Genomic DNA, 22330 nt, shown 5'->3' on the forward strand with positions numbered 1-22330 from the left:
GATGTCCCGGGGCCGTTCGCTCGTTTACTTCAGGCCGATCTGTTCCTTGGTGTAGAACCCATCCTTCACATAGATGTCGATATTCTCCTTGGTGACGGCGGTCGGCGTCAGCAACAGGGTGTCCACATCCTTGGTCCCGTTGTTGATTTTCGAGGTGAATGCCGGCTTTTCACCCTTAACCAGCTGTACCGTAAGTTTTGCAGCTTCGGAGGCGATCAGCTTCAGCGGCTTGTAGACGGTGACCGTCTGGGTTCCGTCGAGCAGCCGCTTGACGGCAGCAAGGTCGGAATCCTGCCCGGAAACGGCAGTCTTGCCGGCAAGGCCTTGGGCGGCAAGCGCCTGGATTGCGCCACCTGCCGTACCATCATTGGAGGCGACCACGGCATCGATCTTGTTGTCGGCGGCCGTCAGCGCGTTTTCCATGATCGAAAGCGCTTCGGTCGGGCTCCACTCCTTGACCCATTGCGAGCCGACGATCTTTACCTTGCCGGAATCTACTGCTGCCTTAAGGGCCTTTTCCTGGCCGGCACGCAGATATTTGGCGTTATTGTCGGTTGGAGAGCCACCAAGCAGGTAATAATTGCCTTCCGGCTTCACCTTCAGAACGTTTTCGGCCTGCATGAAACCGACACGCTCGTTGTCGAATGAAATATAGGCGTCGATATCGGCATTGAGGATCAGGCGGTCATAGGACAGGACCTTGATACCGGATGCCTTGGCATCTGCGACAACCGCGTCGAAAACCTTGGAGTTCATCGGCACGATGACGATCGCGTCAACGCCTTGGGCGATCAGGTTTTCAACCTGCTTGACCTGCTTTTCCTCATTTCCATCCGCAGACTGGACGCTGACCTTGGCGCCCAGCCCTTCGGCTGCCTGGATGAAATAGTCACGGTCACGCACCCACCGTTCGACGCGCAGATCGTCGATCGAGAAGCCGATGACCGGCTTGTCGGGTGATGCGGCCGCAGTGCTGATGCCGGCAAAGGTGCCTGCCGCGAGACCAAGTGTTGCAGTCGTCAACAAAAGAAATTTCTTCATGAACTTACCTCCTCTATGATGCGGCCGAGACCGGCACGCTCCCAACGCCCATGCTCCCCGAGCATGCAGCCCACAGACCCATGCAAGATGCCAGTATGTGGTTGTTGCCTCCTATCGTGGCTATCGCCACGTCGTAACCATTCCGCGAAGATGCGGTAGTTACCTCCTCTTGGTGTATTTGATACGGCTGTTCCTTCAGGTTGGGAAGCGGATTTGATGCACGTACCTCAAGTGCGACAATTTGTCGCACGTGAGGTACGGAAAGACTTAAGAAATGGCAGGTTTTGGCTAGTCAAAAAGCCAGCTCCCGCGCGGGCATAACCCGATCTGCAGCCTAGCGGGTGAAACTGTTTCGCTGATATTCGCGTGGGCTGCAGCCCAGCTCGCGCTTGAAGACCGTGTGCATATACTGGCTGTTGTTGAAGCCGCTGAGTTCCGCGACACGTTCCAGAGGCAGGCTTTCGTCGCCGAGCATCTCCTGCGCAAGCTGCAGCCGATAGGCGAGCATGTCGTCGTGAACCGTGTAACCGAAGGTGCGGCGGAAATGAGTCTCCAGCGTCGTTCGGGAGACGCCGACATAGGCGGCGACCTGCGCGACCTTGATCCCCTGGCCGGCGAACTGGCGAATATAATGACGCGCCCGCATCACGTAAGGGTCGTAGATCGGCTGGTAACGGGAAGACATTTGAGCATTCAAACCTTCCGGCGGGACGATCACACGGGTCTCATCCAATGTGGCGCCGATCAGCCTGCGGTGCAGCATCGCGGCGGCGGTGCGCCCCATGATGCGGGTCCCCTGCCGCACGGAGCTGATCGGAATACGTGTGAGCATGCGCAGCAGAGGGTCGTCGTCGATACCAACGATCGAGACCTGTTCAGGAACCGCGATATCCGCCAGAATGCAGGCCTGCAGGATGTGGCGCGCACGGGAGTCCGTCACGGCGATCACGCCGATCGGCTTCGGCAGGCCTTTCAGCCACGCGATCACATCGGCAAGGATGTCGTCCCAGTCCGGCCCGAATGTACCTTGTCCCTTGAAAACTTCCGGCTTGGCACGATCCCGCGCGCAGAGCTTCAGATAGGCTTTCTCGCGTTCTTCCGACCAGCGATATGAACGGGTCTCCGGCAGCCCGTAAAACGCAAAGCGCGGCAGGCCCATGTCGACCAGATGGGTATAAGCTTCCGTTACCAGCTTTTCGTTATCCGTCGCCACGTAAGGAAAATTGCGGGGATAATCGGCGTCCCGGTGATAGGAGCCGCCGACGCCGATAACCGGTATCGACACCTCCGACAGCGCCTTGACGAATTCCGGATCGTCGAAATCCGCGATGATACCGTTTCCCGACCAGTCAGCGATCCCTGCAACGCTGTCGCGAAAATCCTCGTGCAGCAGCATGTCCCAGACGGCACGTGTCGATTTCACGTAATCGCAGACACCTGCAATGATCTCCCGCCCGTAACTTCCACGCGCCTTGAAAAGCAGCGCGACCTGAAATTCATTGCGTTTCTTCGCGGTCATCATCTCCTCCATCAGACCCCGATTCATCAGCGATATCAACTTGTCGGTGTTTGCAAGAAAAACCTTCGCAATCATCAAGACTGTTAAAAATTATAACGGGGGGTGCAAAACTGCATGGTCTAGGTTCCGAGAATGAACCGGGGGTGGAGCCTCGGCTCGGAGGGATCTGGCGTCATCTGCCAGGCTTATTGGAGGAAATTGTCATGAAATCATTTTGCCTCGGGGCCGCTACGGTCCTGGGATTGACCCTGGCTGGCTCGGTGCTGGCCGATGACGTCCGCATGCTGGCGATCGAGCCGAATGTTCCGGAAGGACGGCAATATTATCTCGATGTCGCGAAGGCATATGAGGCTGCAAATCCGGGCACAAAGGTGCAGTTCGACTTTCTCGACGACACGTCGTTCAAGTCCAAGCTGCCGACCCTGCTGCAGTCTTCCGCACGTCCTGACGCCTTTTTCACCTGGACCGGCGGTGTGTTCTACGAACAGGCCAAGGCCGGCGTGCTGAAGGATATTTCGGTCGATTTTACGGATGCGGACCGCAAGAACTATTCGCCCTCTGGCATCCAGTCGATGAGCCATGATGGCAAACTCTATGGCGTGCCGATGTATGCCGCAAGCGTCGTGCTTTGGTACAACAAGGCGCTTGTCGAAAAGGCCGGTGTCGATCCCAAGGCGATCAAGAACTGGCAAGACCTGCTTGCCGCTTCCAAGAAAATCCAGGGCGCCGGCATCGTGCCGATCGTCATGGGCGGCAAGGACAAGTGGCCGATCGCCCTCTTCTACGGCCAGCTTGCTGCCCGTATCGCCGGCACCGATGGCGTCGCAGCCGCCGACAAGGGCGAGAACGAAGGCTTCAACAATCCTGCCTTTGTTCAGGCTGGCGAAGCCCTGAAGCAGCTGGCCGATATAAAGCCATTCCAGCCGGGTTACATGGATACGATACAGCCGAAGGCGGCTGGCCTGTTCGGTGACGGCAAGGGTGCCTTTTATCTGGCCGGTAACTTCCTGGTCGGTGCACAGGCGCAGAATTCCGCCTCGGGCAAGGGGCTTGGAGACGATCTCGACTTCATCACCTTCCCTTCTGTTGACGGCGGCAAGGGCAATCCGGCCGACACGTTCGGCGGCGTCAACGGCTGGCTGGTCACCAAGGATGCTGGCAAATCGACGGTCGATTTCCTCAAATTCCTGACCAACAACAAGAACCAGACGGAAGGCGGCCGCCTGAAGATCTGGTTACCGATCGGCACCGACGCCCAGTCCGGCATTGCCGATCCGCGCCTGCGCCGGATAGCAGAAGGTCTTTCCAAGGCACCACATCACCAGCTCTATCTCGACCAGATGCTCGGTGCAAGCGTCGGTGCGGCCTTGAACGACGCCGCAGCACAGATCGTCACCGGCGACATCTCCCCGGAAGAGGCTGCAGCCCTGGTGGAAGAAGCACGCGAAATGCGCTGATCCCTTGCTTGAAAGTGGGCGTGGCGATGCATTCGCCGCGCCTCACCCAACACCGGACATATCGAGGAATGACATGACGACCATGACCGGCTCACGCCCACAGCTGAGCCCGGCGGCGCGCATTGCGCGCATGCATAGACAGGGGAAGCTCACCGCTCTCTTGCTGTTTCTGCCGCCGGCCCTGGTGCTGTTCACCCTTTTCGTCATCTGGCCGATCTTCAACGCCGCCAATCTCAGCTTCTTCAAGTGGAGCGGTTACGGCGCGATCGACAATTTTGTCGGCACGCAGAACTATCAGCGGCTTGCCAACCATTCCGTCTTTCACCAGTCCTTGTGGAATTCGGTAAAGCTGATCCTGGCGTCGCTGTTCATCCAGATTCCGCTGGCCCTTATGCTGGCTCTGCTCATCTACAAGAAGACTTCGATCAACACGGCGTTCCGGCTGATCTTCTTCGCCCCCTATATTCTCGCCGAGATCGCCTCCGGCGTGATCTGGAGCTTCATCTTCGACGGTGATTTCGGGGTGTCCGGCCAGATCGCCACCGCACTCGGGATCGAGCCTTTCTATATCCTCGCCGACCGGCAATTCGCCTTCCTGGCCATCATCATCGTCGTCGTGTGGAAATATTTCGGCTACCACATGATGATCTTCATCGCCGCCTTGCAGGCAGTGCCGGATGATCTGATCGAGGCTGCCGAAATCGACGGTGCAGGCCGCTGGCAGAAGGTGTTCTACGTCAAGCTGCCGCTGATCATGCACGCGATCAAGCTCTCCGCATTCTTCGCAATCGTTGGCGCGCTGCAGGTCTTCGACATCATCATTCCGCTCACCAATGGCGGCCCGTCGAACTCCACCCATTCGATCGTCAGCTATCTCTACACCTATGGGCTTGCGCAGCTGAATGTCGGTTATGGCGCTGCCGTCGGTGTCGTCCTGTTCATTCTCTGCATGGTGACCGCTTTCAGCTACCGGCGCCTCGCCATGGGTAAAGGAGGCGCATTATGAACCGCCCTGGCTTTTTCCTGGCGCTTGCCCGCGCCGCAGTGCTCTCGATCGTCGCGGCGCTGGTCATCGTGCCGCTGATTGCAACCTTTCTCGGCGGTTTCAAATCCGTCGGCGAATTGAGGGCCTCGCCCTTCGGCCTGCCGCCTGTGTGGCGCATCGAAACCTATACGGATATTCTCGGTGGACCGGTCTTCTGGGGTTATATCCAGAACTCGCTGATCATTTCGTTTTCGGCGGTGTTTCTCACCCTGATGCTAGCCTCGATGGCAGCCTATATCTTCGCGCAGATCCACTTTTTCGGCTCGAAATATATCCAGGCCTATCTGCTGCTGGGGCTGATGTTCCCGTTTGCCACGGCGATCGTGCCGCTCTTCCTGCAGATCCGCAATTTCGGCCTGCTAGACAATCCGCTCGGTGTGATCCTGCCCCAGACGGCCTTCTCCATGGCCTTTGCGATCGTGCTCCTGCGCAGCTTCTTCCAGCAATTGCCGAAGGAGCTGTTCGAGGCCGCCTATGTGGATGGCTGCGGGTATATCGGTTTCTTCTTCCGCTTCACCCTGCCGCTGTCGACGCCGATTCTTGCCACTGTCGGCACTTTCGTCTTCGTTCAGAGCTGGAACAACTATCTCCTGCCTCTGGTCGTGATCAATGACAGCGCAGGCTACACCTGGCCGCTCGGCATCATGCGGTATCGCGGCGAGTTCATGGTCGAGTGGAACCGCATCCTCGCCTTCGTTTCGCTGACCATCCTGCCGGCGCTGATCTTCTTCACCTTCACCCAGAAATACATCGTGGCCGGTCTCACCCGCGGCTCCGTGAAAGGATGACCTCATGACACCCGTAATCCGAAACCCGATCCTGCCCGGCTTCAATGCCGACCCTTCGATCTGCCGCGCCGGCGACGATTACTACATCGCCGTTTCGACCTTCGAATGGTATCCGGGCGTACAGATCCACCATTCGCGTGATCTCGTGAACTGGCGTCTCGTCACAAGGCCGCTCAACCGGGCCTCGCAGCTCGACATGCGCGGCGATCCGGACAGCTGCGGCATCTGGGCACCATGCCTCACCTATTCCGACGGTCTGTTCTGGCTGGTCTATACGGATGTGAAGCGCAAGAGCGGCTCGTTCAAGGATGCGCATAACTATGTGGTCACCGCGCCTTCGATCGAAGGTCCGTGGTCGGACCCGGTCTATCTGAATTCCTCCGGCTTCGATCCGTCGCTCTTTCATGAAGACGATGGCCGCAAATGGCACGTGAACCTGCTTTGGGATCATCGCGGACGTCCATCCCGCTTCGGCGGCATCGTGATGCAGGAATATGACCCGGTAGAAAAGAAGCTCGTCGGGGCGATCTCCACCATCTTCAAGGGATCGCCGCTCGGTCTTTCGGAAGGGCCGCATCTCTACAAGCGTGACGGCTGGTATTACCTGATCGTTGCCGAAGGCGGCACAGGCTACAGCCACGCCGTGACGATGGCGCGTTCGCGCAATCTGACCGGCCCTTACGAACTGCATCCCGACACCCATGTCGTCACTTCACGGTTCCACCCGGATGCAACGCTGCAGCGCGGCGGGCATGGCGATTTCGTCGAGACGCCGGATGGCGGGACCTACATGGTGCATCTGTGCAGTCGACCGCTGCCCGGCCTCTACCGCTCGGTTCTTGGCCGCGAGACCTCCATCCAAAAATGCGTATGGGGTGAAGATGGCTGGCTGCGTCTGGATGGCGAAAAATTCGTGCCGCAGGACGAGGTGCCGGCCCCGAACCTGCCGGCGCATCCGTTCCCGGCAGAACCGGAGCGGTATGAGTTCAACCCGGACAGCGGATTGCCGCTGGCTTTCCAGTGGCTGCGTTCTCCTTATCCCGAACGGCTTTTTTCCCTGACGGAACGCCCCGGCCATCTGCGTCTGTTCGGGCGCGAGTCGGTCGGCTCATGGTTCGAACAGTCGCTTGTTGCACGACGCCAGACGGATTTCGATTACGATGCGGAGACGGAAGTCGATTGCGATCCGACCTCGCATCTGCAGATGGCCGGACTGATCGCCTACTACAATCGCTTCGCCTACCACTATCTCTGCGTCAGCCAGGACGAAAAGGCCGGGCGTTCGCTGCAGATCTTCTACTGCAACGGCCAATGGCCGAACGGCATGACGATGCTAGGACTGGACAATCCGATTTCCGTTCCGGACGGTCCGGTGCGCCTCCGGGTCGAGGTGCGCGGGGCGGCGTTGCGCTTCTTCTACATGAAGGATGGCGCCTGGACCCGCATCGGTCCGGTTCTCGACAATTCCGTGCTTTCCGACGAAAGCGGCGAGGGCGAGCAGAGCAAGATCACCGGCTCCTTCGTAGGCATCGGTAATTTTACAGGCGCCTTTGTGGGCATGGCGGCCCACGATCTCGGTGGGCTGGCGATGCCGGCCGACTTCTCGCATTTCACCTACAAGAACCTTCCCAAGGAATGATCCGATGGCCGTTGTCGAATATCAAAACATCAAGAAGGTTTTCGGTGCGGTCACCGTCATTCCGGATGCCTCGCTGCATATTCCGGACGGTTCCTTCACGGTCTTCGTCGGTCCGTCGGGCTGCGGAAAATCGACCTTGCTGCGCCTCACGGCGGGGCTGGAAGATGCGACCGACGGAAAGATCTTCATCGACGCGCGCGATGTGACCGAGGAACGCCCAACCGAACGCGGCATTGCCATGGTCTTCCAGTCCTATGCGCTTTACCCGCATATGGATGTGGCCGAAAATATTGGCTTCGCGCTGAAAATGGCCAAGGTTCCTAAGGCGGAAATCAAGGCGAAGGTTGAAGCCGCCGCTGATGTGCTCCAACTGACGCCGCTTTTGAAACGCAAGCCGGCGGAGCTATCCGGTGGCCAGCGGCAGCGTGTCGCCATCGGCCGCGCCATCGTGCGCCAGCCCAAGGTCTTCCTGTTCGACGAACCGCTGTCGAACCTCGATGCAGCCCTACGCACCCAGATGCGGGTCGAACTGGCGCAGCTGCACAAGCGGCTTGGCGCGACGATGATCTACGTGACCCATGACCAGGTAGAGGCCATGACGCTGGCTGACCAGATTGTCGTGCTCAACAAGGGGCTGATAGAGCAGGTCGGCGCGCCGATCGATCTCTACAACAAGCCGGAGACCCTGTTCGTCGCCGGCTTCATCGGCTCGCCGAAGATGAATTTCTTCACCGGGCCGCTGGCTGCGGCAGTCGGCGCGCATACGCTTGGTGTCCGGCCCGAGCATCTGGACGTTGATCGCAAGGACGGACTTCTTTCCGGCAGCGTGCAGTTCTCGGAACGGCTGGGCAGCGACACCTATCTGCATGTCGCGATGGAGGGCATCGGCATCGTTATTGCCCGTGCTGTGGGCGACGCGGTTTATGGGGCAGGGGAGACTGTATGGCTCTCCTACGCTCCGGAGATGACGCATCGTTTCGACGAAGCCGGCAAGCGACTGTGAAGACGAAATCCTGCGCGCTGATCAGGCGCGCAGGGCGGTTGCGGGGGACTGGCGATAGGCAAGCAGTGCCGGCACGGCTGCCAGAATGGCGGCGAAGCCGAGGAATACCAGCGCCAAACGCAGATCTTCACGCGTAAATCCGACTGGCAGGATGACGCCGCTTTTGGCGGCGAAAAGCTGCGCGCCGATCTGGGCGGCCGCCAGGCCGATGAGGAAGCCGATGCCGATGCCGAGCGCAACAAGCAGGAAAAGCTCCAGCCAGACGATGGTGAATACGGAAAGGCGGGGAGCGCCAAAGGCTCGCAGCGCACCGATCTGACGACGCCTCTGGCCGACATGGATGACTGTGACCAGAACCAGTGCTGCCGCAACAAGCCCCTGAGAGCCGGCAGCGACCGCGCTCAGGATCATCTTCGCATCCCCGAGCGTCGCATAAAGCCTCGTCAGCACTTCGCCGGGAAAGACGCCAAGCGTGCTGCCGGTTCGATATTCCTGACGCAGCCGATAGGCATCGGCAATCGTTTTCGGCTTGACGAGAATGGCCGGCAGGCCGGGCGTGGAGGGACCAAAGGTTTCGACTATCAGCGCATCCGGATCGATGCTGCCGTGATGATCCTCTTCGATATGAGCGGAGGACGCTGCACCGAGGGCGAAGGCTGGTTTGGCAGGCTGCACGGCGGGTATCTCCGCGACCGGTGTGGCGTGTTCCTCCGTCTCGCCCTCGACATGCGTTTCGCCGTCCTCGTGGTGTTCCTTGCCTTCATGGCCGTGGTGGTGACCGTCTCCGTCGCGATGCTCTTCCTCATGCCCATGCTCTTCGCCGAGACCATGGACGTGCCAGACTGCCTGAATGGGCACAAGAATGGCGCGGTCCCAAGGCGTGCCGGTCGGTCGCAGCTTTCCAGTGACTTTATAGGCCGGGCCGGCATGCGTATGGCCACCCGTCTCGGCCGTGCCGTGCATCGGCTTGATTTCCGCGCCGAGCGGCAGATTGACGGTAGCGCCGAGAACCGCTTCACCTTCCAGGGCAAACATCCTGCCTTCGGCAAAGCCGGGAGTGGTGCCCGCAACGAGTTTCGTGGTCGTACCGATGATCGGATAACCGGCAAAACTGTCGCCAAAACCGACCGGGGCAGCCCAATCGACGCGCGGATCGGCGGAAAGCTTGGTCAAGACAGAACCATCGATCAGAGGTAGAGGGGCGGCCTGCAGGAAGATGGAGGAGAGGACAAGCTGGGTTTCGCTTCCGGCGGCGCCGACAATCAGATCGAACTTGTCTGCGGCGCGGGCGCTGCCGAGACGAAGAGAACGCTCCTGGAGTGTGACGGCAACGCCGAGTGCGGTGGCAAGTGCCACCAGAAGCACCACGACGGCACCGCCGAGCCAAAGGCGACGCAGATCTGCAAGGATGAACCGGATCATGCCGCCATCTCCCCGGTCTGCGTGTCGCCGACGATCTGGCCGCCCTTCAACGACAGGCGGCGACCAAGCCGTTCGATGAGGCGCGGGTCGTGGCTGGCGACGATCAGGGTCGAGCCGGCATCCGCGGCAACCGACAGAAGAAGATCACCGACTGCCTCACCGCTTTCGAGATCGAGGCTGGCGGTCGGCTCGTCGGCGATGATGACGCCCGGCTTGCGCAGAAGCGCGCGGGCAATCGCGACACGCTGCATCTCACCACGAGACATGGTCTCGACATGCTGTTCGGGCCGCTTGAGGCCAACCGTTTGAAACAGCATGTGGGCGCGCTTCACAAGATCGGCCGTCACCACGCGCGACAGGCGCGCCGGCAGCAGAATGTTGTCGATCGCCGACAGGCCGGGAAAGAGATGAAAATCCTGCATGACCAAGCCGATATTGGCGGCGCGCCAGCGGTCGCGCCTGCCTTCGGAAAGATCCGCAAAGTTTTGATCACCCCAGAAGACGTGACCCGCACGCGTGGGTTCAAGGCCGGCAATGATGTTGATGAGCGTGCTTTTTCCCGAGCCGGAACCACCCGTCAGCGCAACACCGCTGCCTGCTGCGATTTCGAGATGATCTATGGCGAGCACCGGTGCCGTCAGGCCGGGAAACGCGACGGCGAGATTTTCAATTTTCAGCGACAGCATGTTTTCAAACCGTGGCGTATTCGGCCTGGCGAATACGAAGAAGACTGACGAATCCGGTTTCCGGATCCGTCCAGGAGCCCATTTCCAGCTTGCCGCGCACTTCGATCGTCTGGCTGGGCTGGGTGAAGGTCTGTTTTTCATCGAGATAGACGACGACGATGTTGTCGGGCCAGTCGCTATCGGTCGAGCAGAAGGGGCAGATCGACATTGGAATTTCGGTCAGCACGAAGAACTGCGCTTCGGCTTTCAGCGGTGGGGCCATGAAACCGCGCATGGCGATCTCCTTGCCGTTCAGCTGCTTGACCTTTTCGGAGAATTCCAAGCCGAGGACGCTGACCTTGCCGTAAAGTTCGTCGAAAGTGATGTCGCTATTGGCCTGTGCACGACCCGCAGCCGCCAGCAGCGGCAGGCCGGACATGAGGCCGAGTGTCATGGTGAGCGCCTGGCGGCGACTGAAACGCGCCGGATGAAGCTGCTTCATGACCCTTCTCCTTCCTGAAATATTCGCTCATCGTCACGCGGGACGGCGGACAATGCAAGCCGGGCAAAACCAGGGACAGCTGAACCCGGAAAAATACGATGAGGGCACGCCACGGCGGCGTACCCTCATTGTTTTCAAGTCTTAGTTGGTCTGCTTTGCGCCAAGCGCGAAAGCTTCGGCGAGAGCCTTGTAGACGTCGCTCTGCTCCATATAGCCACGGAAACCTTCGGCGCCGGGGCCTTCTGCCTGCAGAACGATATCGTCAACGGCGTGCACGCCGCTGTCTGCGCTCTTCGGGATGATGCCGGTTACGAGAACTGCGCCGGGCACATCCTTATAGGCTTCGTTGGCGACATATTCCTTCTTTTCGTTCTGGATGGCTGGAACGAACGGAGCATCAAGCTTCGGGCGGAAGGTTTCGTAATGGTCCGGGCCGTTGTTGGCGTTGAGGAACAGGCGACGCGATACGTCGACCTTGTCCGGGTAGCCGTCGCCGTCCTTGTCTTCGTAGTTCGGGAAGCCGGCTTCGGCATAGGTGCCGACCTTTTCGCGCATCTCGGTGCCCGGCTTTTCGTCATCGACGGTGCCGATGATGGAAACGCCGTGCGTGTGGTCGCCGGTAACGACGATCAGTGTGTCGGGGTTCTTGGCGGCGAATTCGCGCGCAACACCGATCGCCTTGTCGAATTCGATCGTGTCGACGACAGCGCGATCCCAATCCAGCGGATGGGACATCTTGTCGACGTTTGCGGCTTCAACCATCAGGAAGAAGCCTTCCGGGTTCTTCGACAGGTTGTCGAGAGCAACCTTGGTCATTTCGACGAGGCCCGGCTGTTCCGGGAATTTGCCGACGGTGCCCTTCTTCAGGAACTCGCGGTCAAGCGTCGTGTCCATGTTGCCGGTGTGGAACAGGCCGAGGATCTTGCCGGTATTGGTGCCGGCAGCCGTTGCAAGTTCACTCTTGCTGGTTGCCAGCGTGTAACCGGCATCCTTGAACATGGCGATATAGTCCTTGTCGTCCTTGCGCTTCGAGCCGGCAGTTGCCTGTGGCAGGAAGTAGGCGGAACCGCCGCCGAGCAGAACGTCCGGCTTGACGTCGAACAGCATGCCGTTGATTTCGGCCTTGTCGCCGCGCTTGCGGGTATGGGCGACGACGGCTGCCGGCGTTGCGTCCTGCAGTTCGGCGGTCGAGATTATGCCGATCGACTTCTTGGTCTGGCGGCGCAGCGCTTCCGCGATGTTTTCGACCTTCGGGTCGTCCATCGAGGAAGGAGTACGGTCGGCATAAACACCGATGGCGTTCACGGCGGTCTTGTGACCTGTCATGTAGGCCGACATGGTGTTGGCGCTGTCGGTGGCGACGGCGTCGGTGGCCGAGGTGCCGATGAAGGCTGCCGGCGGAACGTCGTCCATGTTCAGGCGGCCATTGGCCTTGCCCTCGGTCATGCCCTTGGACATGATGCGAGCAGCGGTGCGGTGAGCAACCGACAGGCCGTCGGCGATCAGGAAGATGACGTTCTTGGCCTTGGCCTGTTCCGGCGTGCCGTAGACGTTCCAGGTGATGCTCTTGGTCTCGCTGCCGGCGGCAACTTCAACCTTGTAGTCGCCGGCTTTTGCAAGTGTCACGCCGCGCAGGATGACGGCCGAACCGAGGACCTTGTCCTTGTTCTTCTCTTCGGCAACGAACTCAGCTTCCTTGCTGAGAGCTGCCTTGTAATCCTGGCCGTTGACGGTGATCTTGACGTCTTCCGGCTTTACGACTTTATCGAACTCGACTTTGAAATCGAACGGCGAACCAGTCAGGATCGTCGCGCGATCGAGCGGGTAGACTTCGGCAGCCTGAGCGGCGCCGGCGAGAATGGTCGTAGCGACCAAGGCGGAAAAGAGTTTGCGCATATTCCCCTCACGGACATGTGAAAAAACGACGCCCCCTCCTAGTCCCGCCATGTGACAGTTGGATGACTTGCCCACAGTAATGATTGGTCGATGTCTCGACGCCCAGCCTCAAATTTCCGGTGGCAGTGAAATGCAGTTGCCTGGATCACCCGTCCATACCGTGGCAAGCCAAGCAGGCCGGCTCGCGTTAGGAACGGTGCCCGATCAGAGCAGAAATTTCGCTACTGACGGAATTCAACAGGCCAATGTAACGTTCGAAGTCACGATTGTTGACGATCGGCGTGAGCGTGGAGAGGCTGATGGCTGCGGCAATCTTACCCTTGTGGTCGAAGATCGGCACGGCGGTGCAGCGCACGCCTTTTACATGTTCCTGGTCGTCGATCGCATATCCCTGCTCACGAACGCTGGTAACCTCTTTGACAAAGGCTGCTTCGCTGCCGATGGAACGCGGTGTCGCCGCCTCGTAGGAATATCCTGTCAGGATGCGCTCTCGGGTCTCCCGATCCTGAAAGGCAACCAGCACCTTGCCGATTGCCGTACAGTGAAGCGGGAGTTGCCGACCTATCCGTGAATAAGTGATGACGGCTGCCTGCCCCTCCACCTTGTCGATATAGACGCCATGCTTTCCATCGAGGATGCCGAGATGCACCGTCTGGCCGGTCTGTTCGGAGAGGCTGACAAGAAAGCTGTTGCAGATCTTGCGGATGTCTATCGAACTGATGACAAAATTGCCGCGTTCGACCAGTTTCATCCCCAGGCGATAACGCCCGTTATCCTCATTCTGGTCGATGTAGCCGCGCGCCTGCATGGTCTTAAGCAGCGCATGCAGCGTGCTCTTGTTCAATCCGGTCCGGATACTGATGTCCGTGATCTTGATCTCCCTGTTCTGATCGTCGAACAGGTCGAGAATCTGCAGTGCTCTGTCTACGGACTGGATGATCGGCATGCTTACCCGCTGGGATGAGAGCAAGCCGATGTCCACCGGCTCGCCTGAAATTGAATGATGTCTAGCACAGTTCCGGCTGTCTTGCAGGTGCGCGACATATGGCCCGGCTCGCGGTAACCAGCCGGGAGGCGGTTCCCTTCGATGGTTCCGATCTCGCCAAGGCAGGCTCAGATGATGCCCGCATCGGTGAGCACGCGACGGACCACCGCAATCTTCTCCTCGCTGAGCGGCGCTGCCGGTGGCAGCGAATAGGAGGAGATCGGCAGCCCGCAGGCTTTCATCGCTTCCTTGACCACGCCGACGAACGGCACATCGACCTTGTAGATGCGCGGCAGCTGCAGGATGGTGCGATGGAGAGCGGTGGCCCTTGCAAGATCGCCGTCCTTGACTGCGCGATAAATGCCCGTCGAAACATTCGGCGCGAAATTTGCGCTGGCAGAAATGGCGCCGTCACCGCCCAGAAGCAGCGTATTCAACAGATGATCGTCATAGCCGCAGAAGACACTGAATTCGGGATGTGCGCCCTTCACGATATCGACCATGTCTCGCAGATGCGCCACCGAATCGATCGTATCCTTAAGGCCGACGATATTGGGATGTGCATCGACCAGCCGCTTGACGAAGGCAGGATGGAGATCCTGGCCGGTAAGCGCCGGGAAATTATACAGCAGCACTGGCAGTTCGACCGCGTTGGCGATTGCGGAGAAGTAACCGAACAGGTTTTCTTCCGTCACCTTCCAGTAGTAGGGATTGATGGCCACGACGCCGTTGGCGCCGATCGACTGGGCGTGCCGGCTGAGCGTGACTGCCTCGCGCGTATTGGTGCTGCCGGTGCCGATCAGTACCGGCACGCGGCCGGCAGTGTAACCGACGACAAATTCGGCAAGCGCCAGACGCTCCTCATGGGACATCTGGGAGAACTCTCCCCCGGTGCCGAGGAAGAACATGCCGTCCACGCCTGCATTGACGAGATGGTCAATGACCAGTGCCATGCCGGCCGTGTCAAAGCTGCCATCATCTTTGAAGACCGTGGGTACGGGTGGAATGATGCCGGAAAATTTCATCAATCTGGACATTAACAAACCTCCTTTTGTCAAAAGCGATATCGGAACATGCGAAATGGTTGGACGTTAGAAATTTCTCATATGTTCTATATTATAGAACGACGTTCCGATAATTTTCAGCGTAGCCGAAGTGCCACTGTCCGGCTTTGGCAAATGCCATTGCGAGGCTGTATGTCGCACCATGGGGAGATTGCGGGCACTGATCGGGTGCTGAGGGGCATCCGTAGTCATCCTGCCCATCCGCCTTGGCGATTGAAATGACCGCTCAATACCTGTGATTTCTTGTCAAGATTTATCCCGGGTGGCTTGCAGCCATTCGATCGATCCCCTAGCGATCACTTACGTGATGCACGATTGACTGATGGGAGAGAGCATGACCGAGGGGACACAAGTCTATGCGATGCCCGGGACATGTTTTTTCGATCTGATGCCCGCAAAGGGTGGTGAACCCTATCGGATCTTCCTTTCAATTCCGACCGGCGAGCCGCCTGCGGAGGGATGGCCGCTTCTGGTGACGACCGACGGCAATGCCACCTTTCCCTTCGCGGTAGCGAGCCTTGTTACTCAGGCCCCCTATTCCACGGGAACGAATGTCGGTTGGGGCGTCGTTGCAGCCATCGGTTATCCTTCGGACGAGCCCTATAATGCGATGCGCCGAGCCTGGGATCTCGGACCTCCGCCGGTCAAATCCTATCCGCCTTATTTCGAAGGTGGTCCTCCGGTTCTGATCGGCGGCACGGGAGAATTGCTCGATTTCATCGAACACGAACTGCTGCCGAAAATCGCGGACATGGTGCGGCTCGATCCTGCGCGCCGATCGCTTTTCGGCCATTCGTTCGGCGGCCTCTTCACGCTTTTTTCGCTGTTCGAGCGACCGGGTCTGTTCAAAAATTGGATTGCCGCCAGCCCGACCATTTATTGGGAAGGAAGCGAAATCCTCAATAATGAGGCGCGGCGACAGGATGCACCCGGTAACGCACCATTCCTGCATCTATCTGCCGGGGAGTACGAAGGCGATGAACTGGCGCCGTTTCAGTATCGGAACGAGGATGCCGAGGCACGCCTCGAAAAGCGGAAAACGGAGAGGACTATATCGCTTGCCAGGGAAATGGCTGTTCGTCTGAACGGCACTGCAGACAGTATTCGCACCGAATTTGAAATTTTCCCTGGTGAGACGCACATGTCGGTGCTTGGACCTGCTGTAAACCGGGCCGTCAACATCGCATTCGCAGTCAGAAAGTGATCTTTAATATCAAAGGCCTCTGGCATATGTGCCTCGACTGAGGCGTGACAAATTTACGCCGCCTGAGAAAAAGATGACTATATGCATCATATTTTATTGATCACTCGAAATCGAGCTTTTATAGCTGACCCCGTGAGTTGACTTCGTCGAGAGAAACTCGCTTTCGCGCGTCTCACATCCACGATCTTTTCGGATCATTCAATTCAGTTTGTCCCTTGTCAAAAGGATCGGGCAATGACGTTCTCTCTTCACCGGTTCCACGCGCGCCATCGTCTTCTTGGTTCCACTATACTGGTTGGTGCCATGACCGTAGCTTTCGTACCGGCCACGGCTATTGCGCAGGACGCAGCTGGTGAGGCAACTCAGCTTGCTCCGATCGTTCTCCAAAGCGGAGCAACGACAATCGGCGAAGACAACGACACGGTGGTGCCCAGGCGCACCGTTTCAGCCACCAAGACGGACACGCCTTTGGTAGAAACGCCACGCGCCATTTCGGTGGTGACACACGAGGAAATGGAGCAGCGTGCCGTCACCGACATGATCCAGGCAGCCCGCTACAGCTCGGGCGTCACCACCGGCGCTTTCGGTTACGATCCTCGTTTTGACCAGATCTACATCCGCGGTATCGAAACCACGACCACCGGTGACTTTCGCGACAGTCTACGCCAGCCGATCATGAACTACGGCTCGTTTGCTACTGAAGTCTATACGCTGGATCGCATCGAGATCCTCAAGGGGCCAGTCTCGGTGATGTATGGTGCGGCGAGCGCCGCGGGTATCGTCAACCGTATCTCCAAGATGCCGCAGGAAGAGGCTCACCACGAAGTCGAATTGCAATACGGCACCGTTGGCCGCAAGCAGGCTGCCTTCGATTTCGGAGGTCCAGTTGGCGAGAGTGACGAGCTGTTCTACCGCTTGGTCGGCCTTGCCCGAGAGGGAGAGGGAAGCTACGACATCCCCGATGATCGCTACCTCCTCCAGCCATCGTTTACCTGGAAGCCAAGCGACGACACGACCCTCACGGTCTACGGTCTGGCGCAGAAGGGTGAAACAGGCGCGAGCGCGTGGAGCTACCTTCAGGGCAAGGACGTCTTCCTCTATACCGACCCTGACTTCAACAGCCAGAAGGTGGAGCAGTACCAGCTCGGCTATCAGCTTGAGCACAAGTTCGATAACGGCCTGACCTTCCGCCAGAATGCGCGTATCGGCGATGTCGATCTCAAGGCGCATTACCTGAACCGCGTATACCTTAATGCCGCTGGCAATTGGCCAACGACTGCGGTGACGGAGGACATGCGCGCCTATCAGATCGACAATCAGCTCGAGAGCCAGTTTGACACCGGCAGCCTTTCGCATACGCTGCTCATGGGGCTTGACTACACCCGGGTCATGTCGGAATTCGCTATGGGCGATGATGAGGTTGCGCCAGGTACTCCCGGCTCCACGGTGGCAATCCCCGCGCTCACCGACTTCACCGACAGCAGCCTCAGCCAGACAGGCATCTATGCCCAGGACCAGATTGAATTCGGCAAATGGCGCGCTGTGGCGGGTCTTCGCTATGACTGGGCGCACCAGAAGACCGCTGTAGAGGGCGGCTCCACCAGCGAGAAGGATGACGGTGTCCTCTCCGGCCAAGTGGGACTGCTTTACCTGTTTGACAACGGTCTTGCGCCCTATATCAGCTATGGAACATCATTCATTCCATCCACAGCGCTTGCAGCCGATGGTTCGGTTCTCGAACCAACCAAGGGCCGCCAGATCGAAGTTGGCTTGAAATACCAGCCGCAGGGCGAGAACTATTCGTTGAGTGGTGCCGTATACAGGCTGGTGGAAACGGGCAAGCCTCAGTACGATGTCCCGAGCTACCTGTTCTCGCACAATTCCGGCGAAAACACCTATACCGGCTTTGAAATCGAAGGACGTACCGAGTTCGATAACGGCATCAGCCTGATCGCTGCCTATACCTATGCTCACGCCGAAATCACGGAAAACTTCGACCCAACCCTGATCGGCAACACGCCTTCGACGGTGCCGCGTCACGTCGCATCTCTGTGGGTGAACTATGCCGTGCCGGAAGACACTGCATTGAGCGGTCTTAGCATCGGTGGTGGTGTACGTGCGATGAGCGAATCCTTCACCAGCGACGCGAATACCGGCAAGAATGCCGGCGTTGCCTATCTCGACGCCGCACTGTCCTATGACTTCGGCGCCACCGCTCCCGACCTCAAGGGACTATCGCTTGCTGTCAGTGCCACCAATCTTGCGGATCGACGCGAACAGGTTTGCACGGACGGTTATTGCTATACCGGCCGAGGCCGCACGGTCTTGGGTTCGCTCAAGTACAAGTGGTAAAACTGGCAGCCGTCCTTCCGATGTCATCCTAGACATACGGGCGGGCGGCATGACCTTGGTTCCGCTCGCGCAGGAAACGCTCGATATGACGAAAGCCTTTACCGTGCAGGACCTCGGTCTTTCGATCGATGGCAATGCGATCCTGTCGGATGTCGGCCTCGATTTTCCGGCAGGAGAAGTGGTGGCTTTGGTCGGCCATAATGGCTCGGGCAAATCAAGCCTTTTGAAAATACTTGCACGACAGCTGACGCCAACCGCGGGATCCGTCGCTTATGCTGGCCGCGATCTCAAGCAGTATGACGGCCGCGATTTCGCACGGTCCGTCGCCTATTTGCCGCAAGATCTGAGCACCGGATCCGACATGACGATCCGCGAGCTTGTCGCCTGCGGGCGTTATCCCTGGCATGGTGCACTTGGCCGGTTTTCCGATCTCGACCGGCAGAAGGTCGAGGCTGCGATCGAGGCGACGCATATCGAAAGATTTGCCGACCGAATGGTGGGCACGCTGTCCGGCGGGGAGCGCCAGCGGGCATGGATCGCCATGCTGATCGCACAGGACGCAAACTGCCTGTTGCTCGACGAGCCGACTGCTGCACTCGATATCGCCCATCAGATCGAAGTCCTGTCGTTGGTGCGGCGGCTTGCGCATGAGGGTGGTCGAAGCATCGTCATCGTGCTTCACGATATCAACATGGCCGCACGCTTCTGCGATCGGATCCATGCGCTGAAGGGCGGACGCGTGGTCGCCAGTGGAACGCCGGATGGCATACTTGTGCCAGAGACTTTACGCAGCATTTACGGAATCGACATGGATGTGATTGCCGCATCCAGCCTGTCGCATCCCCTTGCCTATGCCCGCTGAGGCCATGACAAGATGACGGTCTTGCGGCGATCTTTCCTGCAATGCGCGGCGGCGGCAGCAGCAATGATGCCGAAGCCGGTATTTGCCGAAATGGCCGGATTGCGAATTGTCAGCCTTGATTATGGGCTATCATCCACGCTTCTGTCGCTTGGTCTGCCGCCTGTCGGAATTTCGGATCTCGCCGATTGGGGCCGATGGGTCGTCGAGCCAGTTCTGCCATCCTCCGTGATCGATATCGGCAGCGCCAACGAGATCAATTTCGAAATCCTCGTGCAGTTGAAGCCCGATATCATCCTGACGACACCTTATCTCAATGAACTTTTGTCCAGGCTCCAGCCCTTCGCAAAGGTCGTTCGATTGGAAGTTTTTACGCCAGGCGCCGGTCCTATCCTGCCGGCGGCCATTGCCGCGACACGCAGGCTTGCGGCGGAAATCGGACGGCAGAACGAGGCGGAGCGGTTTCTGGCGCATTCCGACGCCTTTTTCGAATCCTGCAGGAATAGACTTTCCGGCAGGAAATTGCCGCCGGTGGCGCTGGTCAATTTCATGGACGCCCGCCACGCCCGGATCTATTCGGCGCCGGGCCTGTTTCACAATGCGCTGGAGCGTATCGGCGTGCGCAACGCCTGGGAAAAACAGTCGAATTACTGGGGATTTGAGACGATCGGCATCGAGGAATTGTCGGCGATCAAGGATCCGGATGCGCGCCTGATCGCCTTCGATCCCATCCCGCCGGATGTATTGCCGAGGCTCGCCGATAGTCCGCTCTGGCAACGCCTTCCATTTTCCCAGCCAGGACATTTTTCCGTTCTTCCACCGGCCCTGATGTTCGGCATGGTGAACGAGGCCGTGCGCTTCGCCGGTCTGTTGACTGAGCTTTTGGAAAAAGATTCATGACTGCATCCCGTCGCGACATTCTCGGGCCGGCCCTCGTGACGTTATTGCTGTTTTGCGCCGGCGGAGTGGCATCCTGGTTTCTTGCCGCCCCCGCCTTGTCCGCGCCAACGATGTCCGCATACGATATCGAGCGGATGGTGCTCTATTATTCAACGCTCCCGCGGCTCGCGACGGCGCTGCTTGCCGGTGCTGCCCTTGCCTTGTCGGGCGCGCTTTTCCAGCAGGTCCTGCGCAATCCGCTGGCCGATCCGACGACGCTCGGCGTTTCGGCAGGAGCAAACCTCGCCTTGGTCATCACATCGCTTTTCCTGCCCGGTCTTTTGGGAGCCGGCCGTGATCTCGTTGCTCTAGTCGGCAGTGGTGTCGCAGCCGCAATCGTCGTCAGCCTCGGTGCGCGCCGAGGGTTCTCACCCTATTCGCTCGTGCTCTCCGGCCTGGTGCTGAGCCTCTGGTGCGGCGGCCTTGCGGCCATCCTGACCTATCTGAACCAGAAATACCTGGCGAGCCTGTTCATCTGGGGCGCGGGCTCGCTCGCACAGCAAAGCTGGGTCATTCCCGTGTCGCTGATCTGGAAACTTGCCGTCGTTTCCATCATCTGCGCGGTGCTCATCCGGCCGCTCTCCCTGCTTGATCTGGGGGAGAGCAGTTCCTCGGCGCTCGGGGTGAAGTTGATCCGTCTTCGTGCCATCGTCATTGTCTGCGCCGTTGCGCTTGCAGCCTTCGTCACCAGCGCTGTGGGTGTGATCGGCTTTATCGGACTGGTGGCGCCGACGATTACCCGGCTTGCCGGTGCGCGGCGGCCGGCGCAATTGATCTTATGGTCTCCGCTGGTCGGCGCCGGGCTGCTCTTCTTTGCCGATTCCGTCCTGCAGCTTGTCGCAGGCGAGCTTGGCGATTTCCTGCCGACCGGAGCGGTCACGGCGATCTTCGGCTCGCCTTTACTTCTGGCGCTTTTGCCGCGACTGAAGATCCGCCACCGAATTCAACAGGCCGCGATACAAAAACGGTCGCGCCGATGGGATACAAAAATCCCGATCATCATCGCTTTTTCAATCCTCGTTCTTCTGTTGCTGCTCAGCATGTTTGTCGGGCGAGGTGTCGATGGAAGCTGGACGCTTGTTTTCGGTGAATATTCTCTCGATATTCTGTCCATCCGAATACCGAAGATATTCGCTGTCCTGGCATCCGGGGCGATGCTCGCCGTCGCGGGCGCGATCCTCCAACGGCTGACCGGAAACGAGATGGCAAGCCCCGAAGTTCTCGGGATCAGCGCCGGGTCGACATTCGGTGTCGCGATCGCACTTTTTTCGATCGCGCCGGGGTTTTCCGGCCAGTTCCTGTTTGCGGTGATAGGGGCAATCATCGTGCTTTCGATGATATTGCTTGGTTCCCGTCGATCATCCTTCGCACCCGAGCGGGTATTGCTTGCCGGTATCGCGCTCAGTGCAATGGTCGATGCCGTTGTCGGCGTGCTGAGTTCGACGGGGGATCCGCGCGCTGTGCTTTTGATGCGCTGGATGAGCGGTTCCACCTATCTGGTCGACGGCATGAGTGCCGCAGCAGAGACAGTGATTGCAGTTATCCTCATCGCAACTGCATTTGCCGCACGGCGATGGCTTGATATCCTGCCGCTCGGACCCGCGCCATCCGCTGCGGTCGGTGTACCTCTGGCGCGCGCCAGACTGGCACTGTTCGGGCTTGCCGGATTGCTGACTGCAACTGCAACGCTGACAATCGGCCCTCTGTCCTTTGTCGGGCTGATGGGACCGCATCTGGCGCGGGAGGCCGGCCTGACGCGTGCCATGCCGCAAATGATCGGCGCATCCCTGATTGGCGGCGGATTGATGGTGGCCGCCGATTTCGTCGGCCGGACGATCGTGTCGCCCTACCAGATCCCGGCGGGGCTCGTTTCAGCACTCATCGGCGCGCCATTCCTGATGCTGATGATGCGTCGAAAGGCCTGAGCGTCTTCCGCTCCGGACTTTGAAC

18 protein-coding genes are annotated in these 22330 nt (G+C 59.0%); 10 read left to right on the top strand and 8 right to left on the bottom strand.

Translation table 11 applies throughout. The annotated features are described in order from the left end of the window. Positions 1-24 precede the first annotated feature (24 nt). Together xylF and JZX87_RS18100 are read right to left on the bottom strand one after the other, a co-directional pair. Positions 25-1041: a D-xylose ABC transporter substrate-binding protein gene (xylF, locus tag JZX87_RS18095; RefSeq protein WP_206827161.1), complete on the bottom strand. Its 1017-nt coding sequence runs from the start codon at positions 1039-1041 to the stop codon at positions 25-27. 334 nt (positions 1042-1375) lie between these two features. Further along, complete coding sequence (locus JZX87_RS18100; RefSeq protein ID WP_206827162.1) at positions 1376-2560, bottom strand: AraC family transcriptional regulator; 1185 nt, start codon at positions 2558-2560, stop codon at positions 1376-1378. Positions 2561-2763: 203 nt separating this feature from the next. Between JZX87_RS18100 and JZX87_RS18105 the strand changes: the two genes are divergently transcribed. The 5 genes from JZX87_RS18105 (at position 2764) to JZX87_RS18125 (ending at position 8492) form a co-directional block, all read left to right on the top strand. Then, the gene (locus JZX87_RS18105; protein ID WP_206827163.1) at positions 2764-4017 is read left to right on the top strand and encodes an ABC transporter substrate-binding protein; all 1254 of its coding nucleotides are present in this window, start codon (positions 2764-2766) and stop codon (positions 4015-4017) included. Between the two features lie 73 nt (positions 4018-4090). Further along, positions 4091-5023 (top strand): carbohydrate ABC transporter permease, encoded by a 933-nt coding sequence (locus JZX87_RS18110; protein ID WP_206827165.1) that lies wholly within the window; start codon positions 4091-4093, stop codon positions 5021-5023. Beyond that, on the top strand, positions 5020-5850 hold the full coding sequence (locus tag JZX87_RS18115) for a carbohydrate ABC transporter permease (protein WP_183994039.1): 831 nt from the start codon (positions 5020-5022) through the stop codon (positions 5848-5850). Before JZX87_RS18110 ends, JZX87_RS18115 begins: the two co-directional genes overlap by 4 nt. 4 nt (positions 5851-5854) lie before the next feature. Continuing rightward, positions 5855-7489, top strand: coding sequence for a glycoside hydrolase family 43 protein (locus tag JZX87_RS18120; RefSeq protein WP_206827167.1), 1635 nt, complete (start codon positions 5855-5857; stop codon positions 7487-7489). Between the two features lie 4 nt (positions 7490-7493). Beyond that, positions 7494-8492 carry an ABC transporter ATP-binding protein gene (locus tag JZX87_RS18125; protein ID WP_183685439.1) on the top strand — a complete coding sequence of 333 codons (999 nt, stop codon included), beginning with the start codon at positions 7494-7496 and terminating at the stop codon, positions 8490-8492. A 21-nt stretch (positions 8493-8513) separates the two neighbouring features. On the opposite strand, the gene JZX87_RS18130 is transcribed toward JZX87_RS18125, so the two are convergent. The 6 genes from JZX87_RS18130 to JZX87_RS18155 all read right to left on the bottom strand — a co-directional run bounded on the left by JZX87_RS18130 (position 8514) and on the right by JZX87_RS18155 (position 14999). Continuing rightward, positions 8514-9914 carry an ABC transporter permease gene (locus tag JZX87_RS18130; RefSeq protein WP_206827169.1) on the bottom strand — a complete coding sequence of 467 codons (1401 nt, stop codon included), beginning with the start codon at positions 9912-9914 and terminating at the stop codon, positions 8514-8516. Then, complete coding sequence (locus tag JZX87_RS18135) at positions 9911-10600, bottom strand: ABC transporter ATP-binding protein (RefSeq protein ID WP_206827171.1); 690 nt, start codon at positions 10598-10600, stop codon at positions 9911-9913. The genes JZX87_RS18130 and JZX87_RS18135 overlap by 4 nt, the downstream gene beginning before the upstream one ends. A gap of 4 nt (positions 10601-10604) precedes the next feature. Beyond that, positions 10605-11081 carry a hypothetical protein gene (locus tag JZX87_RS18140; protein ID WP_404945498.1) on the bottom strand — a complete coding sequence of 159 codons (477 nt, stop codon included), beginning with the start codon at positions 11079-11081 and terminating at the stop codon, positions 10605-10607. Positions 11082-11222: 141 nt separating this feature from the next. Further along, positions 11223-12977 carry an alkaline phosphatase gene (locus tag JZX87_RS18145; RefSeq protein ID WP_148144504.1) on the bottom strand — a complete coding sequence of 585 codons (1755 nt, stop codon included), beginning with the start codon at positions 12975-12977 and terminating at the stop codon, positions 11223-11225. Between the two features lie 187 nt (positions 12978-13164). After that, on the bottom strand, positions 13165-13959 hold the full coding sequence (locus JZX87_RS18150; RefSeq protein ID WP_206827173.1) for an IclR family transcriptional regulator: 795 nt from the start codon (positions 13957-13959) through the stop codon (positions 13165-13167). 131 nt (positions 13960-14090) lie between these two features. Further along, positions 14091-14999 carry a dihydrodipicolinate synthase family protein gene (locus JZX87_RS18155; protein WP_206827175.1) on the bottom strand — a complete coding sequence of 303 codons (909 nt, stop codon included), beginning with the start codon at positions 14997-14999 and terminating at the stop codon, positions 14091-14093. A 361-nt stretch (positions 15000-15360) separates the two neighbouring features. On the opposite strand from JZX87_RS18155, the gene JZX87_RS18160 reads away from it, so the two are divergent. From JZX87_RS18160 to fhuB, 5 genes are all read left to right on the top strand, one after another. Continuing rightward, entirely contained in the window at positions 15361-16230 is an 870-nt protein-coding gene (locus JZX87_RS18160; protein WP_148144506.1) for an alpha/beta hydrolase, read from the top strand. 234 nt (positions 16231-16464) lie between these two features. Continuing rightward, complete coding sequence (locus JZX87_RS18165) at positions 16465-18582, top strand: TonB-dependent siderophore receptor (protein WP_183685435.1); 2118 nt, start codon at positions 16465-16467, stop codon at positions 18580-18582. Positions 18583-18667: 85 nt separating this feature from the next. Beyond that, positions 18668-19444 (top strand): ABC transporter ATP-binding protein, encoded by a 777-nt coding sequence (locus tag JZX87_RS18170; RefSeq protein ID WP_404945527.1) that lies wholly within the window; start codon positions 18668-18670, stop codon positions 19442-19444. Positions 19445-19456: 12 nt separating this feature from the next. Further along, positions 19457-20341, top strand: a complete 885-nt coding sequence (locus JZX87_RS18175) for an ABC transporter substrate-binding protein (RefSeq protein ID WP_206827178.1) — start codon at positions 19457-19459, stop codon at positions 20339-20341. Then, entirely contained in the window at positions 20338-22305 is a 1968-nt protein-coding gene (fhuB, locus tag JZX87_RS18180) for a Fe(3+)-hydroxamate ABC transporter permease FhuB (RefSeq protein WP_148144510.1), read from the top strand. Before JZX87_RS18175 ends, fhuB begins: the two co-directional genes overlap by 4 nt. Positions 22306-22330: the final 25 nt, after the last annotated feature.

The organism is Agrobacterium sp. Ap1 (genome assembly GCF_017313375.1).
Lineage (GTDB): Bacteria > Pseudomonadota > Alphaproteobacteria > Rhizobiales > Rhizobiaceae > Neorhizobium > Neorhizobium cellulosilyticum.